The sequence below is a fragment of the Streptomyces sp. NPDC055966 genome, from assembly GCF_042269865.1.
In the GTDB taxonomy this organism is placed as follows: domain Bacteria; phylum Actinomycetota; class Actinomycetes; order Streptomycetales; family Streptomycetaceae; genus Streptomyces.
In genome coordinates, this window is sequence record NZ_JBHJYK010000010.1 from 143,064 (window position 1) to 158,064 (window position 15,001).

The window sequence follows — 15,001 nt, forward strand, 5'->3', positions numbered from 1 at the left end:
GTGTCGCGGTGTGCGAACAGCGAGGCTCCACCCCTGCGCGGGCCCTCCGGCCGGTCTCGCGGGCGCGCTGCGCGACCCGCTCCGCGTGACCGGCCGACGACGCCAACTCCGGGAAACATCAAGGGCGTCGGGGATTCCCCCGGACGGCCGAACCCTCCGGGTCAGCGGGGATCGCGACCGGTGCGGACGGACATCACCGCCTGGCGTGTCAACTTCCAGCCGTCGCCGTGTCGTTCGACGTAGCCAAGTGCTCGGAGTTCGTACAGTCTCGCGATCGCCTCGTCCCGCGTGGTCCGCGCGCCGAGCGCGATCTCGTCGGCGGGGGCCGCGCGGTCGCCGGGCAGGGCGGCGAGCACGGCCCGGACGGGGGGATCCAGCAGATCGCGCGGAAGTACGGGGCCGCGCCGCACCGGCGCCAGCTCGCCGATGTCGCCGACCAGCTCGACGACCTCCGCGGCATCGGTGACCAGGGCGGCCTCGCCCCGCAGCAGTTCGTGCACGCCGACGGAGAGTGCGCTGGTCACGGGGCCGGGCACGCCCATGGTGAACCGGCCGAGGCGCTGTGCGGCCCGCGCGGTGGACAGGGAGCCGCTGCGCTGGGCGGCCTCCACGACGACGGTGCCTCGGGTCAGTGCGGCGATGACGCGGTTGCGCAGGATGAACCGGCTCGGCGTCGGGTGGTCGCCCGGCGGCAGCTCGCCCACGACCAGTCCCTGCTCCGCGATCCTGCCGATCAGGGCGGCGTGGCCGCGGGGGTAGGGGCGGTCGACACCGCAGGCCAGGACGGCGACGGTGGCTCCGCGGGCGGCGAGGGCGCCTCGGTGGGCGGCGCCGTCGATGCCGTAGGCCCCGCCGGACACCACCACCCAGCCCCGCTCGGCGAGCCCGCTGGCGAGGGCGGCGGCCGCATGGGCCCCGTACTCGGTGCAGGCCCGCGCCCCCACGACGGCCACGGATCTCAGCGCCCAGACCCGCAGGCTGGGCCGCCCGCGCACCCACAGCCCGAGCGGCCGGCCGTCCCCGAGGTCGTCGAGCTGCCGGGGCCACTCCGCGTCGCGGGGTGCCACGAACCGCGCCCCCGCTCTCGCGGCCGCCTCCAGATCCCGCCCGGCATCGGCCTGCCCGGCCCGCGCGACCAGCCCCGCCCAGCGCTGCTCGCTCACCCCCGGCAGCGCCTCGCCGCCCCGCAACCGCCGCACCACCTCCCCCACCCCGAACTCCCGCACCCAGCGGCCCCCGGCCTCGTCCCCGGGCTCGATGACGCGGGTGAGGAAGATCCGGCCGAGCAGTTCGTCGTCGGGGCTGTCGTCCGCCGTCATGTCAGCGCCCCGATGGCCATCGGCACACCGCGCGGCACTCCGGTGCGCAGTTGCAGGGCCAGGGCGACGTCCGTCGCGTCCGGCCGGTCGTGTCCGACGAGGTCGGCGACCGTCCAGGCGACGCGCAGGACCCTGTCGATCCCGCGGGCGGTGAGCACGCCCCGTTCGAGGTTGCGCTCGGCCTCGTCCATCGCGCCGGGCGCCGCGTGATAGCGGCTGCGCAGCTCCCGGCCGGGCACCTCGCTGTTGGTGCGCCACGCGGTGCCGGCGAGACGGGCCGCCGCCCTGTCCCGGGCCTGCCGCACCCGCCCGGCCACGGTCGCCGTCGGCTCGCCCCGGGCTCCGGGGTCGGTGAGCTGGGCGCGTGTGACCGGGTCGACCTCGACGCGCAGGTCCACCCGGTCCAGCAGCGGGCCGGAGAGCCGGGACTGGTAGCGGCGGATCGCCGACGGCGGGCACTCGCACAGCGAGTCGCGTTGCGAGAAGCGGCCGCAGGGGCAGGGGTTGGCCGCCAGCACCAGCAGGAAGCGGGCCGGGAACCGCACGACGCCGGCGCTGCGCGCGATCACCACGTGCCCCGACTCCAGGGGCTGGCGCAGCGCGTCGAGGGTCTGGCTGTGGAACTCCGGCGCCTCGTCGAGAAACAGGATTCCGCGATGGGCGAGGGACACGGCGCCGGGGCGTGCGATGCCGGGGCCGCCGCCGACGAGTGACTGCATGGTGGCCGAGTGGTGCGGGGCGCAGTAGGGGGCGACGTCGATGAGCGGTTTGCCCGGTGGCAGCAGTCCGGCCACCGAGTGCACGGCCGTGACCTCCAGCGATTCCTCCCGGGTGAGCCGGGGAAGGACGGCGGGCAGCCGTTCGGCGAGCATGGTCTTGCCCGCGCCCGGCGGTCCTTCGAGGAACAGGTGGTGTCCTCCGGCGGCGGCCACCTCCACGGCCGTACGGGCCGAGGTCTGGCCGACGACGTCCGCCAGGTCGTGCTCGTGGTCGTGCTGTGCGGCCCCACCGCTGTGCATGCCGGTGGCCGCGCCGGTGCCGGGCATGCGCAGACCGGCCAGGAGCGGGTCCGGGCGGCCCTGCTCGTCCGGTTCCTCGTCGGGGACGGGTTCGTCGGTGAGGACCGCGACGAGCTGGCGCAGGCTGCGGACGCCGAGCACGGACACCCCGGGTACCAACGAGGCCTCCGCGGCGGCGCATTCGGGCACGACCACCTGCTCGTAGCCGGCGCCGGCCGCCGCCAGCACCGCGGGCAGGATGCCCCGCACCGGCCGTACCCGGCCGTCCAGGCCCAGCTCGCCGATCATGACGATGTCGGCGAGGACGCGGGGATCGATCCGTTCGGCGGCGCCGAGCACCGCGCAGGCGACGGCCAGGTCGAAGCCCGAGCCGGCTTTCGGCACCGATGCCGGGCTGAGCCCGACGGTGAGTTTCTTCTGCGGCCACTCGCCGCCCGAGTTCACCACCGCCGCCCTGACCCGGTCCCGGCTCTCCGACAGGCTCTTGTCCGGGAGGCCGACCAGGGTGAAGGCGGCGACGCCGGGTTCCAGGTCGGCCTGGACCTCGACGACGACTCCTTCGACACCGACCAGGGCGACCGAGCATGTGCGGGCGAATCCCATTCAGGCCACCCCCCGCGCGTGCTCGACGGACGGGGCACCGCGCAGGGGCAGCAGGACGCCGATCAGATCGATGCGGACGCCGCCCGGGGGCGCCCCTCCGTGGGCCTGGATCCAGCGTTCGGCCAGTTCGCGAAGTCTCGCCGCCTTCTCCGGGCCCACCGCGGCCATCGGGTGTTCGTAGCCGCCGCCCCGGCGGGTCTTGACCTCGCAGACGACCAGCGCGTCCCCGTCGCGCGCCACGATGTCGATCTCGCCGGACCGCCCGCAGCGCCAGTTCCGTTCCAGGATCGTCATGCCGGATGCGGCGAGCCGCCGGGCTGCCAGGTCCTCGCCGTACTTGCCGAGTGCTTCTCGTGCGTTCATGTCGGCACCACCTCCGGCGCCCACGGTCACGCACCCGGCCGAGACATGTTGATCTTGGTGAGCTACCGGCCGGTTGTGGAAAACTCCGTCACCCGATCGGGTACACCTCGCCCCGTCGGGCCGGGCGTGCCGCGCCCCGCCGGGCGACGCCGGTGGTCATCAGCCGCCCGGAAGCTCCAGGTCGCTCTTGTTCAGCTCTTCGATGTTCACGTCCTTGAACGTCAATACGCGTACCTGCTTGACGAACCGAGCCGGCCGGTACATGTCCCAGACCCAGGCATCGGCCATCGTCACCTCGAAGAACACCTCGCCCTGGACCGAGTGCACCTGCATCTCGTAGTCGTTGGTGAGGTAGAAGCGCCGCTCAGTCTCGATCACGTATTTGAACAGACCGACGACATCTCGGTACTCCCGGTAGAGCTTCAGCTCCATCTCGGTCTCGTACTTCTCGAGGTCCTCGGCGCTCATGGCATGTTCCCCTTCAGCCGTGCGATCCCACCATTGTGCGCCAGTCCCAGGTGTCCTCAGACGATTTCGGTGTCGAGGGTCACGGGACTGGCCGGGGGACCCTCGTCGAGCAGTCGCTGGAGCAGCTCGGCGAGTCTGGTCGGATACACCGTCTCATGTGCCCGGGTCAGTTCCCGGCACGTCCACCAGCGCGCTCCGGCGACACTGCGCCGCTCCAGCTCCGTCAGTGCGGTGGGTGCGGTCGCCGTCTGTGTCGTACGGGCCAGGTAGTACCACTCGTCCTGGTCCCAGCGACGGCCTGCGAAGGGGAAGGAGCACCTGCGCCGCCACAGCACCGGGCCGAGTACGACGTCGGTGACGCCCGTCTCCTCGGCCAGTTCCCTGAGCGCCGCCTGCTCGCGCGTCTCGGCTCCCTCCAGGCCGCCGCCGGGGGTGAACCACCAGTCGTCCGCCGGGTCTCCCGGCTCGTGGCCGTGCAGGAGCAGGATGCGGTCGTCCGGGTCGAGAAGGACCACCCGGGCCACCTTGCGCAGCCCGCCCTCGTACGTCTCCTCGCCGGTCCGCGCGGCCTCAGCGGGCACCGGCCGCCTCCGGCCGGGCACCGCGCGCGCGGGAGCGGCCCGTGCGCGCGGCGACAGGACCGTAGGCACCGCCGACGAGCACCAGCACGGCACCGGCGACGATCACGAGCTCGATGATGCGCAGCGGCCCGGGCTGGGAGAGGGGGCCCAGGGTCTCGAAGCCGGTGGGGCGCCCCAGCATGCCCTTCCAGGGCCAGACGACGGCGTCCACGCGCGCGGAGACGGCGTCGCTGGAGACCGTGCCCTTGGCCGCGTCGGTGAGGTGGGCGGTGGAGTCGAGGGAGCCCTGACGCTCGTCGCCGAGGAGGAAGAGGCGGCCCCTGGGCACGGTCACGGTCGGGAAGTTCATGTTCTCGGCCAGGCTGCCCTTGGGCAGATACGGTTCGTCGATCTGCTTGCCGTTGACGGTCAGCTTGCCGTTCGTGCAGCAGGAGACGGTGTCACCGCCGACCGCGACAACCCGCTTGACCACCTTGGAGTTGGTGACCCAGGTCTTGTCCTCGAAGACGACGACGTCACCGCGGCGGACGTCACCGCCGTGGACACGCTGGGCCAGTACGCGATCGCCGGCGTCGATGGTGGGGGTCATGGAGCTGGTGGGCACGGTGTAGGGCCGGTAGGACACCGCTCCCCAGGCGAATCCGCCGAGGAACAGCACCAGACCGAGTGCGACGGCCACCCCGGACAACCGCTGTCCGAGCCGGCTGCCGCCGGCCTGTGCCGTGCCTGTCCCGCCGCTGCGCGGGGCCGTACGCGTCGTGCTCTCGCCGCTCATGGATCCGCACCCTACCCGGCGGTACCGGGCGGGGGCAGCCCCTGTCGCGGACCGGCGGCAAAGGCTCGGCCACCGCCGGACTCACGGCCTCCGGATCGCCTCGTCGTCACGGACACGCGGAAGGCCCGGTGCGCATCGACGAGTCGGTGCGCACCGGGCCCTTCGTGGTCACTTGCCGCCCGCGGACGCCTTCTGCCGCGTCTTGGACTCCAGCCGGTCCCGGCGGCTGCGCCGCCACACCACCACCGGCAGCACCGCCGCGATGGCCACGCCCTGCGGGGCCACCGTGAGGGCGGCGGACGCGGAGGACTGCTGGTTCAGGTTGGGCTGGTCGAAGGTGTCCGGGACGGGCAGGGTGCCCCAACGGTTGATCGGCCAGGCCTTGACGATCGCGCGGCCCACGACGTCGCTGACCGGGACCATGCCGTGGTGCTTGTCGGTCTGGTTGTAGCGCGAGTCGCGGGAGTTCTGGCGGTGGTCGCCCATCACCCAGATGTATCCCTGGGGGACCGTCACCTTGAACTGGCCGCCCTGGTCGTCCACGCTGCACGGCGTGTTGCCGGGGTAGACGTACGGCTCGTTCAGCGGGTGGCCGTTGACCAGCAGCGGGCCCGAGTTCTTGCACTCGACCGTGTCGCCGCCGACTCCGATCACCCGCTTGATCAGGTCCTTCTCCTCCGCCGACGGCATCAGGCCGATCCAGCTCAGGACCTTCTGCACCGGGTTCGGGGTCGGCGTCGGCTCGCCCGCCAGCCAGTTGTCCGGGTCGTGGAAGACGACCACCTCGCCCCGCTCGGGCTCGGAGCCGAACCACGGGGTGAGCTTGTCGACCAGGACACGGTCACCCTGTTGGAGGGTGTTCTGCATCGAGTCCGACGGAATCGAGAACGCCTGCACCAGGAACGTCTTGATCAGCAGCGCCAGGACCAGCGCGATGCCGATGAGGATCGGCAGCTCCTTCCAGAAGGAGCGGGGTTTCCTCGGCGCGGGGGCGGCCCCGCCCTCGCCCGTGCCGTCCGCCCCGGGGGGCCGCTGCTCGTCGTCCCGCGTGCCGTCGTCGTCCGTCATCTCGTCATTCCCGGAGGTCACGGCGCCGTCCGGGCCGCTGGCGTTCGCTTCCACGGGGTGCCCGCGGTGCTCTTCGCCGTCGTGTCCCGACCGTGCGCCAACCGCCACATCCCCCACGCCAACTCCTTACTCTGTGCCACCGCCTGCCCGTGACACGGCGCAGGCCCACCACTCCCATAACGAGCGGGAGTTCCGCAGGGGTCGGGAGCTGAGTGATTCCGTTCGGATTCTCGGGGGTAACCCTATGCGACAGCACGGGAGCGGCGGCCGTACCCGACACGGAGTGGGCGACGCTTGCGAAGGTTTTAGGTTCCTGGAGACGGGTCCAGTGGTCGAAGGGCCAGCCGATGGCGACGGCCCGGCCGACGACGGAGTCCACGGAGACCGTGCCGCCGTAGGGCGTGTTCATGTGGAACCGGGAGTCCGCGGAGTTGCCCCGGTGGTCACCCATCACCCACAGCCGGCCCTTGGGGACGGTGATGTCGAAGCGCATCGCAGACGGGGCGTCGCCCGGGTAGATGTAGTTGCCCTCGGTGAGCGGGGTGCCGTTGACGGTCATCCGGCCCTGCGCGTCACAGCACTTGACATGGTCGCCGCCGACCCCGATGACCCGCTTGATCAGGTCCTTCTCATTGTCCGAGGGCAGCAGGCCGATGAAGGTGAGGCCTTCCTTGACCTGCTTGACGACGATGGGGTCGTTCGTCTTGGTGGTCTGCTCGTCGGCGAGCCAGCCACCGGGGTCGTGGAAGACGACGACGTCCCCGCGCTGTGGCTCGGAGCCGAACCACGGCGTGAACTTGTCGACCAGGACGCGGTCGCCGATCCGGATCGTCTGCTCCATGGAGCCGGACGGGATCACGAAGGCCTGGACGAGGAAGGTCTTCAGGACGAGCGCGATGAGGACGGCGACGCCGACCAGAAGAGGGACCTCACGAACGGCTGAACGCCTGCGCTTGCGCTTGACCTTGCGCTGGAGCTTGCGCCGTTCCGCGCGCGTGCGGCCGCCGCCGGGCGCCGAGGTGCGGCGCGCTCCCGTGGGCAGCAGGTTGTCGGCGGGACCGGCCGGCACCCCGCGTGGTTTGCCGCGGTTACCCATGCGCACCGTCCGCGGACGGCACGCGCGCGTAGGCGGAGGGTCGCGTCAGATGTGTCCAGTGGGCGTACGGCCAGACGATCCAGTCGGCCCGGCCGATGACGTCGCCGACCGGGATCATGCCGCCGCCGGGCGAGCCGAGGTGGTCGCGGGAGTCGCGGGAGTCGCTGCGGTGGTCCCCGAGGACGAACAGGCGCCCCTCGGGCACCGAGACATCGAAAGGCACGCTGGAGGCGCTGTCCCCGGGATAGAGGAAGGACGACTCGTCGACCGCGCGGCCGTTCACCTCGATCCGTCCCTTCTTGTCGCAGCAGACCACATGGTCTCCCCCTACCCCGACCACGCGTTTGACGTAGTCGGCGTCCCCGAAGTACCCGGAGCCGTCGAACACGATCACGTCGCCGCGGCGCGGCCGGGCTCCGAAACGGTACGCCAACTTATCTACGAGAATGCGGTCGCCGATCCTCAAGCCCTGCTCCATCGATCCGCTCGGAATCTGGAACGGTTGCACCACGAATGCGTTGAGGAGCAGCAAAAACGCCAGGCAGACGAAGAGGGTGAGGGTGATGCGGCCGCCCGGCAGCCAGTCGGTGATCCGCGACACCAACGCGAAACGCGACCGTTCCTCCGGCCCCGGGGATTCCGGGTGGGAGGGGCGGTCGCGTTCCGTCGGCTGCGCTTCGGTGTCCATCGGGGCGAGATGCTATCCCGCCTCGCTATGGGCTCCGCGGTGCGCTCAGTTGTCGCGCTTCTCCTTGATCTTCGCGGCCTTGCCGCGCAGGTCACGGAGGTAGTACAGCTTGGCGCGGCGCACGTCACCACGGGTGACGAGCTCGATCTTCTCGACGATCGGGGTGTGCACCGGGAAGGTGCGCTCGACGCCGACGGAGAACGAGACCTTGCGGACCGTGAAGGTCTCGCGGACGCCGGAGCCCTGGCGGCGGATCACAACGCCCTTGAACTGCTGCACACGGGAGCGGTTGCCCTCGATGACGCGGACGTGGACGTTGACGGTGTCGCCCGGGCGGAAGGCCGGGACGTCGCTGCGCAGCGACGCGGCGTCGACGGAGTCGAGCAGGTGAGACATTTCGTCTGCTTTCTTCGCTGATGCCACAGGTCATCAACGGAAACTAGGTGTACAAGAGGTCTGCCGTGCGCGTCGGGGCGGGCGTCGTGTCCCCCTGCGGCAGGGGCGCACACCGGACGGACGCACAACAGCGAGCTATTCTTCCATGCCCTGGGCCCGCCGCCAAAATCGGCCGAACGGCTCTCCTCCGGGGTCGGGCTCCCAGCCCAGGATCGAGAGCATCTCGCGGTCCTTCTTGTCGAAGGCCTTGGGGTCGCAGCGCTCGATCAGATCGGGCCGGTGCGCGGTCGTACGCGTCAGGGCCTCGTCGCGGCGCCAGCGGGCGATCTTGCCGTGGTGGCCGCTGAGCAGCACCTCGGGGATGTCCCGGCCGCGCCAGACGGGCGGCTTGGTGTAGACGGGGCCCTCCAGCAGGCTCGCCATGGCACCGGGCGCGAAGGAGTCGTCGCGGTGGGACTCGGCGTTGCCGAGGACGCCGGGCAGCAGCCGGGCCACGGCCTCGGTGATGACGAGGACGGCCGCCTCGCCGCCGGCCAGGACGTAGTCGCCGATGGAGACCTCGTAGACGGGCACCCGGGTCGCGTACTCGTCCGTGACGCGCCGGTCGATGCCCTCGTAGCGGGCCGGCGTGAAGATCAGCCAGGGTCGCTCGGAGAGCTCCACGGCCAGTTCCTGGGTGAAGGGGCGGCCGCTGGGTGTGGGCACGATGATCGCGGGGGCGCTCGCGCCGGTCTCGTAGCCGTCGGCGAGGACCGTGTCGAGGGCGTCGCCCCAGGGGCCGGTCTTCATGACCATGCCGGGGCCGCCGCCGTACGGGGTGTCGTCGACCGTGTTGTGCCGGTCGTACGTCCACGCGCGCAGGTCGTGCACCTGGACGTTCAGCTGTCCACGCGCGCGTGCCTTGCCGACGAGGGAGACGTTCAGCGGTTCGAGGTACTCGGGGAAGATCGTGACGACGTCCAGGCGCATTACGACTCTTCTCCGGACTGTTCCCCCGGCTCTTCCCGGTTGGAGTCGATCTCCGCACGGTCGTCGATCAGGCCCGGCGGGGGCGCGATGACGGCCTTCTGCTCCGCCAGGTCGATCTCGGTGACGATCTCCTCCACGAAGGGGATCATCACCTCGCTGCCGTCGGGGCGCTCCACGATGAACAGGTCCTGGGACGGCAGGTGCGAGATCTCGGTGATCCGGCCGACCTCCTGCCCGTCCTCGGTGACCACGTCGAGGTCCATGAGCTGGTGGTCGTAGTACTCGTCCTCGCCCTCGGGGAGTTCCTCGGGGTCGATCTCGGCGATGAGGAGCGTGTTGCGGAGGGCCTCGGCGCCGTTGCGGTCCTTGACGCCCTCGAAGCGCAGGAGCAGACGGCCGCTGTGCACCCGGCCGGTCTCGATGGTGAGCGGTCCCGCGGCGGCGGGATCGGTGGCGAGTACGGCGCCGGGCGCGAGCCTGAGCTCGGGTTCGTCGGTGCGTACCTCCACGGTGACCTCGCCCTTGATGCCGTGGGCGCGGCCGATCCGTGCGACTACGAGCTGCACTGTGCTTGGTCTCCTGTCATACGACTACGGGCCGGGGACGGCCCAAGGGCCCTCCCCGGCCCGAGCCGGTTGCGATGAAGCGTCAGCGGACGTGGTCCACGTCGACGAGGTCGACGCGGACACCGCGGCCGCCGATGGCGCCCACGACGGTACGCAGAGCGCGCGCGGTACGGCCGTTGCGGCCGATTACCTTGCCGAGGTCGTCGGGGTGGACCCGGACCTCCAGCACGCGCCCGCGGCGCAGGTTGCGCGAGGCGACCTGCACATCGTCAGGGTTGTCGACGATGCCCTTCACGAGGTGCTCAAGCGCCTCTTCGAGCATGCTGCTCAGGCCTCGGTCGACTCGGACTCAGCCGCGGCCTCGTCCTTCTTCTCAGCCTTCTTCTTCTGGGTGATCGCCTCACCCTTGCCCTCGTCGTCGCCGCCGAGCGCCTCGAACGACGGACGGGTCGCCTTCGGGGCGGCGACCAGCAGCGGCGCCGGGGCGGGCTCGCCCTTGAACTTCTGCCAGTCGCCGGTCTTCTTCAGGATGGCGAGGACGGGCTCGGTCGGCTGCGCGCCGACACCCAGCCAGTACGCCACGCGGTCGGCGTCCACCTCGATGACCGACGGGTTGTAGGTCGGGTGGTACTTGCCGATCTCCTCGATCGCACGGCCGTCACGGCGGGTGCGGGAGTCGGCGACGACGATGCGGTAGTGAGGCGAACGGATCTTGCCCAGACGCTTCAGCTTGATCTTGACTGCCACGGGAGTGGGTTCTCCTGGATTTGACGTGGTTGGGCACGGCGAGATTGCCGCGTGGGGTTGCGGTACCCGAGTGCCCGATGGACGCGTCAGCCGGAGGAGAGAGGGGTCCTGTGCGGCTGTCGAGTACAGCTAGCCATTGTGCCATACCCTGCGGGTCGCTTCCGGCCGAGGGGTTCTGCGCCGTATCCGGGCATGCCGGACAGGCATCCGGCGTGGAGGTGAGATCACGTCGGATGCGCTGTCCGCTGCCCGCGGCGAGGAGCCCGCTTCCGGCACCCACGAGATGCCGGTGTACGCGGCTCGCGTCACGCCGCTCCGGCGACCTCCGGGATTCTGAACGGCTTGCCGCAGCCGCCGCAGACGATCGGCGCCTGGGCCAGGACCGAGGGCACCACCCGGACGTTGCGGCCGCAGTCGCAGACCGCCTTGACGCGGACGCCGCCGCCGGAGGAGCCGTGCCGGGCGGCCGGGCCGCGGAAGCTGCGGGTGGTGTCGGACGTCGTGGCCGCCGTGTGGGCCTTCAGCGCGCGCTGGAGCCGCTCGATAGTCGGGCGGTAGCGCCGCCGCGCCTCGGGGTTGAGCGTGACCAGGGAGAAGCCGCTGCTCGGATGCGGCTCCTCGGGATGGTCCAGGCCCAGCTCCTCGGCGATCGCCAGGAAACGGCGGTTGTGGTATCGGCCGGCGCGGGAGGTGTCGCGGATCCCACGGGCGGCTGCGATGCCGTGGACTGCCTCATGCAGCAGTCGTTCGAAGGAGAGCTCGTGACCGCACGCGGACGACGACTCTCCGATCAGGGACTCTGGCGCGGCGAGGTCCGGCAGCTCGGGGTGGTACCGCTGAATGTCGGCCCACGCCTGTGCCAGCTCCGCGGCGAGAACAGGTGGTGTCTGTGTCGTGCTCACGTAATGACAACGAGCGGGAGCTCGAATGTGTTCCTATTCCGGGTCATCCCAAATATTTTGCACGTACCCGTCAGTTGCCGCTGATGCGTCCTGACGAGGGCGGGTGCGCTGATCTGCGGAGAAGCCTCACAGCTCGTAACAAGCTGGTGCGTAGTCCGCCGTACGATCCGGCGCGTAGTGCCCACTGCGGGGTGAGGTCGGGAATGCGCAAGAGACGTTTCGGCCGCGATCGGCGTCACGTCTCGTCTTGATCTGCGTCCGTGACGGCCGTGACGTTACCGCGCACCGCCCGGACCCCTGGCACCGGCCCCGCCGCGGGAACGCACACCGTACGGCCGTCCAGATTGCCGGGATGTGAAATCTCGCCACAGACACACCCGGACCTCAAGCGGGGCTCCACGACCCCTGGACGCCGTCGCGAGCCGGGAGTTACCTGACATACGTGGGAAGTGCGCGCGCACGGCACGGGGGCCGAACGACCGGGCGCAGCGGCGAACTGTCGGCGGATTGGGGCGCTTACCTATGACACCTGTGCTCGTGCCGCAGCACCTGGCTCACGCGGACTCCGAACCCCGCGTGGACCTGTGCGCACGCGCGCGTGACTGGTCCGAGATCCAGGAGCGGATGCTGGTGCCGCTCTACGAGGCCGTTCACGAACGGCTGGAAGTGGGCCCCGCCACCCGGCTGCTGGGCCTGCGCTGCGGCTCGGGGCTCGCCCTGCTGCTGGCCGCCGGCAGAGGGGCCGAGGTCACCGGCTGCGAGGCCGCCTCCCCCGAACGCCTCGCCCTCGCCCGCGAACGCCTGCTCCCGCACGCCCCGCGCGGCGCGGACAGGGGCCTGCCGGGCGTCCCCGGCCACCCGGCCGGGTGGGGCGAAAGCGGCCGTACGCGTGCGCGTGCCGGTGTGCGGCTCATCGCCGGGTCGCCCGCCGACCGGGACGACGCCGAGGCGGAGCCGTACGACCTGGTGACCGTCTTCGAGCCGGTCGGATGTCTCGCCGGGGACGCCGAGGGGCTCGGGGAATCGCTGGCGCAGGCGCTGCCGTTCGCCGCGCGGGGGGCCGCCGTGGTGCTGACCGGGTGGGGTCCGCCCGAGCGGTGTGCCGCCTCCTCGGTGCTGCGGGTGGCGGCGAAGCTGGCCGATCCGCTGCGCGGCGCGGGCAGTTGGCGGCCCGCCGGGCGGGACGACCTGGAAGAGGTCGCGCAGCGCGCCGGCCTCAGGCCGGACGGCTCCGGACGGGTCGCCTGCCCCTTCGGGTACGCCGGCCTCGACAGTGCCGTACGCGGCCTGCTGTCGACGGCGCTGTTCGACGCGGCGATCGCGGCGACGGACGCCAAGCAGGTCGACAAGGAGCTGACCGAGGCCCTGCATCCGTACCGGCGCCCGGACGGCACCGTATGGATGCCGAACGTGTTCCGCTATCTCGTCGCACGCGTGCCCTGAACGTCCGTCACGAGTCGACGTCCTTGGTCAGGCGGGTGATCCCGGCGACGCGGTACGCGTCCGCCTCCTCCAGCGTCTCGTTGACCAGCAGCGCCTGCGCGAGGGCGTCCAACTGGCCGCGGTGGTCGCGGAGTTTGCGGCAGGCCTCCTCGTAGCACTCGTCCACGATCCGGCGCATCTCGGCGTCGATGACGTCCAGCGTCTGCGGTGCGGCGGCGAGCCCGTAGGCCTGCTGGGCGTCGTTCGGGAGCGCGGAGAGCCGGCCGACCTCCTCGCTCATGCCCCAGCGGGACACCATTCCGCGCGCGATGTTGGTGACCTGCTCCAGATCGCTCTCGGAGCCGGTGGTGACCACGTCGTAGACGACGTGCTCGGCCGCCATGCCGCCGAGCGCGCCGATGATCCGGCCGCGCAGGTACTCCTCGGTGTACGCGTACTTGTCGGCGTCCGGCGTGGAGAGCGTGACGCCGAGGGCGCGGCCGCGCGGCACGATGGTGATCTTGCGGACCGGGTCGGCGCCGGGCTGGAGCATGCCGAGCAGGGCGTGCCCGCTCTCGTGGTAGGCGGTGCGCCGGCGCTCCTCCTCGGGCATCACCAGCGGACGTTCCGCGCCGAGCTGGACCTTCTCCAGCGCGTCGGACAGGTCGGACTGGGTCACGGCCTGCTGCTGGCGCTTCACCGCGAGCAGGGCGGCCTCGTTGGCGAGGTTGGCCAGATCGGCGCCGGTCATGCCCGGGGTCGTACGGGCCACCTGGGCGAGGTCGACGTTCTCGGCGAGCGGGATGTCGCGGGTGTGGATCTCCAGGATGGCCTCGCGGCCGCCGCGGTCCGGGGGCGAGACCTGGACGACCCGGTCGAAGCGGCCGGGGCGGGTCAGCGCCGGGTCGAGGATGTCGGCGCGGTTGGTGGCCGCGATGACGATGACGCCCTCCGAGCCGGAGAAGCCGTCCATCTCGGTGAGGATCTGGTTCAGCGTCTGCTCGCGCTCGTCGTGCCCGCCCATGGACGCGCCGCCGCCGCGGGCCCGGCCGATGGTGTCGATCTCGTCGATGAAGATGATCGACGGTGCGACCTTGCGGGCCTCCGCGAACAGCTCCCGCACGCGCGAGGCGCCCACGCCCACGATCATCTCGATGAACTCGGACGCGGACGCGGAGAAGAACGGCACGCCCGCCTCGCCGGCGACCGCGCGCGCGAGCAGTGTCTTTCCGGTGCCGGGCGGGCCCGCGAGCAGCACACCGCGGGGCATCTTGGCGCCCATGCGCCGGTAGGCGTCGGGGTTCTTCAGGAAGTCGACGACGTCGTTCAGCTCGCCCTCCACCTCGTCGATCCCGGCCACGTCGGCGAAGGTCGTGCGCTTCTCCCCCGGCACCAGCTCGACCGGCTTGGGCGGCGCCTTGCGGCCCAGCATGCCGCCCGCGCCGCCGAGGCCCGCGCTCATCCGCCGCGCGACGAAGATCCACAGAGCGACGATGACGATCATCGGCGCCAGGGAGATCAGCAGATTGGCGAGAAAGCTGCGGTGCTGGACGACGGGCTGCGCCGTGACGGTGACGCCGTGCTTGGTCAGATTCGACCAGAGGTTGTCGTTCGCGAAGGACGGCCGCTCGGTGTTGAACTTGGTGTACGTGCCGCCGCCGGGGTTCTTCTGCTCCTTCTTGAGCTGCCCCTGGATCGAGTCGCCCTTGGCGTAGATCTTGGCGACATTGCCGTCGTTGACCTGCTTGCTGAACTCGGTGTACGAGATCGTCGGCTCGTTGGCCTGGTCGAAGTAGGACAGCACCAGGTTGGCGATCAGGTACACGACCAGCGCGGTGAGGATCAGCCGCCACCAGCCACCGCGCATCCGGGGCCCGCCCGGCTGCTTCGGCGGCTCCTCCGGGGCACCTTCGGTACGCCAGGGCTGGTCGGGCGACTTGCGCGGCGGGGCGGGGTTGGTCATATCCGGACGGTACGACAATGACCAACCCCCGGCATGCCCAGTGAGGGCTCAGGGGC

General features: G+C 71.3%; 17 protein-coding genes. 1 reads left to right on the forward strand and 16 read right to left on the reverse strand.

All coding sequences use genetic code 11. The annotated features are described in order from the left end of the window. Nucleotides 1–161: 161 nt before the first annotated feature. The 15 genes from dprA to ACFC8N_RS22435 form a co-directional block, all read right to left on the reverse strand. Entirely contained in the window at nt 162–1,319 is a 1,158-nt protein-coding gene (gene dprA / locus ACFC8N_RS22365) for a DNA-processing protein DprA (protein WP_356024528.1), read from the reverse strand. Then, nucleotides 1,316–2,941: a YifB family Mg chelatase-like AAA ATPase gene (locus ACFC8N_RS22370; protein ID WP_376289256.1), complete on the reverse strand. Its 1,626-nt coding sequence runs from the start codon at nt 2,939–2,941 to the stop codon at nt 1,316–1,318. The genes dprA and ACFC8N_RS22370 overlap by 4 nt, the downstream gene beginning before the upstream one ends. Beyond that, entirely contained in the window at nt 2,942–3,334 is a 393-nt protein-coding gene (locus ACFC8N_RS22375; protein WP_376289258.1) for a YraN family protein, read from the reverse strand. 129 nt (nt 3,335–3,463) lie between these two features. Next, nucleotides 3,464–3,772: a DUF2469 domain-containing protein gene (locus ACFC8N_RS22380; protein WP_014675276.1), complete on the reverse strand. Its 309-nt coding sequence runs from the start codon at nt 3,770–3,772 to the stop codon at nt 3,464–3,466. Between the two features lie 56 nt (nt 3,773–3,828). Then, on the reverse strand, nt 3,829–4,353 hold the full coding sequence (locus tag ACFC8N_RS22385; protein WP_356024535.1) for an NUDIX hydrolase: 525 nt from the start codon (nt 4,351–4,353) through the stop codon (nt 3,829–3,831). After that, a complete protein-coding gene (lepB, locus tag ACFC8N_RS22390) occupies nt 4,343–5,128 on the reverse strand; it encodes a signal peptidase I (RefSeq protein WP_356024537.1) in 786 nt (261 codons plus the stop codon). Before lepB (ACFC8N_RS22390) ends, ACFC8N_RS22385 begins: the two co-directional genes overlap by 11 nt. Nucleotides 5,129–5,296: 168 nt before the next feature. Next, nucleotides 5,297–6,313 carry a signal peptidase I gene (lepB, locus tag ACFC8N_RS22395; RefSeq protein WP_356024539.1) on the reverse strand — a complete coding sequence of 339 codons (1,017 nt, stop codon included), beginning with the start codon at nt 6,311–6,313 and terminating at the stop codon, nt 5,297–5,299. Next, nucleotides 6,201–7,292 carry a signal peptidase I gene (lepB, locus tag ACFC8N_RS22400; protein ID WP_362823494.1) on the reverse strand — a complete coding sequence of 364 codons (1,092 nt, stop codon included), beginning with the start codon at nt 7,290–7,292 and terminating at the stop codon, nt 6,201–6,203. The genes lepB (ACFC8N_RS22395) and lepB (ACFC8N_RS22400) overlap by 113 nt, the downstream gene beginning before the upstream one ends. Further along, entirely contained in the window at nt 7,285–7,980 is a 696-nt protein-coding gene (gene lepB / locus ACFC8N_RS22405) for a signal peptidase I (protein WP_356024544.1), read from the reverse strand. Before lepB (ACFC8N_RS22405) ends, lepB (ACFC8N_RS22400) begins: the two co-directional genes overlap by 8 nt. 45 nt (nt 7,981–8,025) lie before the next feature. Next, nucleotides 8,026–8,376 carry a 50S ribosomal protein L19 gene (gene rplS / locus ACFC8N_RS22410; protein ID WP_071370661.1) on the reverse strand — a complete coding sequence of 117 codons (351 nt, stop codon included), beginning with the start codon at nt 8,374–8,376 and terminating at the stop codon, nt 8,026–8,028. A 135-nt stretch (nt 8,377–8,511) separates the two neighbouring features. Further along, complete coding sequence (gene trmD, locus ACFC8N_RS22415; RefSeq protein ID WP_356024547.1) at nt 8,512–9,345, reverse strand: tRNA (guanosine(37)-N1)-methyltransferase TrmD; 834 nt, start codon at nt 9,343–9,345, stop codon at nt 8,512–8,514. After that, entirely contained in the window at nt 9,345–9,911 is a 567-nt protein-coding gene (gene rimM, locus ACFC8N_RS22420) for a ribosome maturation factor RimM (RefSeq protein ID WP_356024549.1), read from the reverse strand. The genes trmD and rimM overlap by 1 nt, the downstream gene beginning before the upstream one ends. 82 nt (nt 9,912–9,993) lie before the next feature. Beyond that, nucleotides 9,994–10,233, reverse strand: coding sequence for an RNA-binding protein (locus tag ACFC8N_RS22425; RefSeq protein ID WP_003973401.1), 240 nt, complete (start codon nt 10,231–10,233; stop codon nt 9,994–9,996). 5 nt (nt 10,234–10,238) lie between these two features. Beyond that, complete coding sequence (gene rpsP / locus ACFC8N_RS22430; protein WP_093498844.1) at nt 10,239–10,658, reverse strand: 30S ribosomal protein S16; 420 nt, start codon at nt 10,656–10,658, stop codon at nt 10,239–10,241. Nucleotides 10,659–10,963: 305 nt separating this feature from the next. Next, a complete protein-coding gene (locus ACFC8N_RS22435; protein ID WP_067041283.1) occupies nt 10,964–11,560 on the reverse strand; it encodes a hypothetical protein in 597 nt (198 codons plus the stop codon). A gap of 522 nt (nt 11,561–12,082) precedes the next feature. On the opposite strand from ACFC8N_RS22435, the gene ACFC8N_RS22440 reads away from it, so the two are divergent. Continuing rightward, nucleotides 12,083–13,003, forward strand: a complete 921-nt coding sequence (locus tag ACFC8N_RS22440; RefSeq protein WP_376289264.1) for an SAM-dependent methyltransferase — start codon at nt 12,083–12,085, stop codon at nt 13,001–13,003. A 7-nt stretch (nt 13,004–13,010) separates the two neighbouring features. Here ACFC8N_RS22440 and ftsH read toward each other — a convergent pair whose 3' ends face one another. After that, entirely contained in the window at nt 13,011–14,945 is a 1,935-nt protein-coding gene (gene ftsH, locus ACFC8N_RS22445) for an ATP-dependent zinc metalloprotease FtsH (protein WP_362823496.1), read from the reverse strand. Between the last annotated feature and the right edge of the window lie 56 nt (nt 14,946–15,001).

Coding starts and splice junctions, on each gene's coding strand:
- ftsH (WP_362823496.1), bottom strand. CDS start 14,945: ATGACCAACCCCGCCCCGCCGCGCAAGTCGCCCGACCAGCCCTGGCGT.
- lepB (WP_356024537.1), bottom strand. CDS start 5,128: ATGAGCGGCGAGAGCACGACGCGTACGGCCCCGCGCAGCGGCGGGACA.
- trmD (WP_356024547.1), bottom strand. CDS start 9,345: ATGCGCCTGGACGTCGTCACGATCTTCCCCGAGTACCTCGAACCGCTG.
- lepB (WP_356024544.1), bottom strand. CDS start 7,980: ATGGACACCGAAGCGCAGCCGACGGAACGCGACCGCCCCTCCCACCCG.
- lepB (WP_362823494.1), bottom strand. CDS start 7,292: ATGGGTAACCGCGGCAAACCACGCGGGGTGCCGGCCGGTCCCGCCGAC.
- ACFC8N_RS22425 (WP_003973401.1), bottom strand. CDS start 10,233: ATGCTCGAAGAGGCGCTTGAGCACCTCGTGAAGGGCATCGTCGACAAC.
- rplS (WP_071370661.1), bottom strand. CDS start 8,376: ATGTCTCACCTGCTCGACTCCGTCGACGCCGCGTCGCTGCGCAGCGAC.
- ACFC8N_RS22370 (WP_376289256.1), bottom strand. CDS start 2,941: ATGGGATTCGCCCGCACATGCTCGGTCGCCCTGGTCGGTGTCGAAGGA.
- ACFC8N_RS22440 (WP_376289264.1), top strand. CDS start 12,083: ATGACACCTGTGCTCGTGCCGCAGCACCTGGCTCACGCGGACTCCGAA.
- dprA (WP_356024528.1), bottom strand. CDS start 1,319: ATGACGGCGGACGACAGCCCCGACGACGAACTGCTCGGCCGGATCTTC.
- ACFC8N_RS22380 (WP_014675276.1), bottom strand. CDS start 3,772: ATGAGCGCCGAGGACCTCGAGAAGTACGAGACCGAGATGGAGCTGAAG.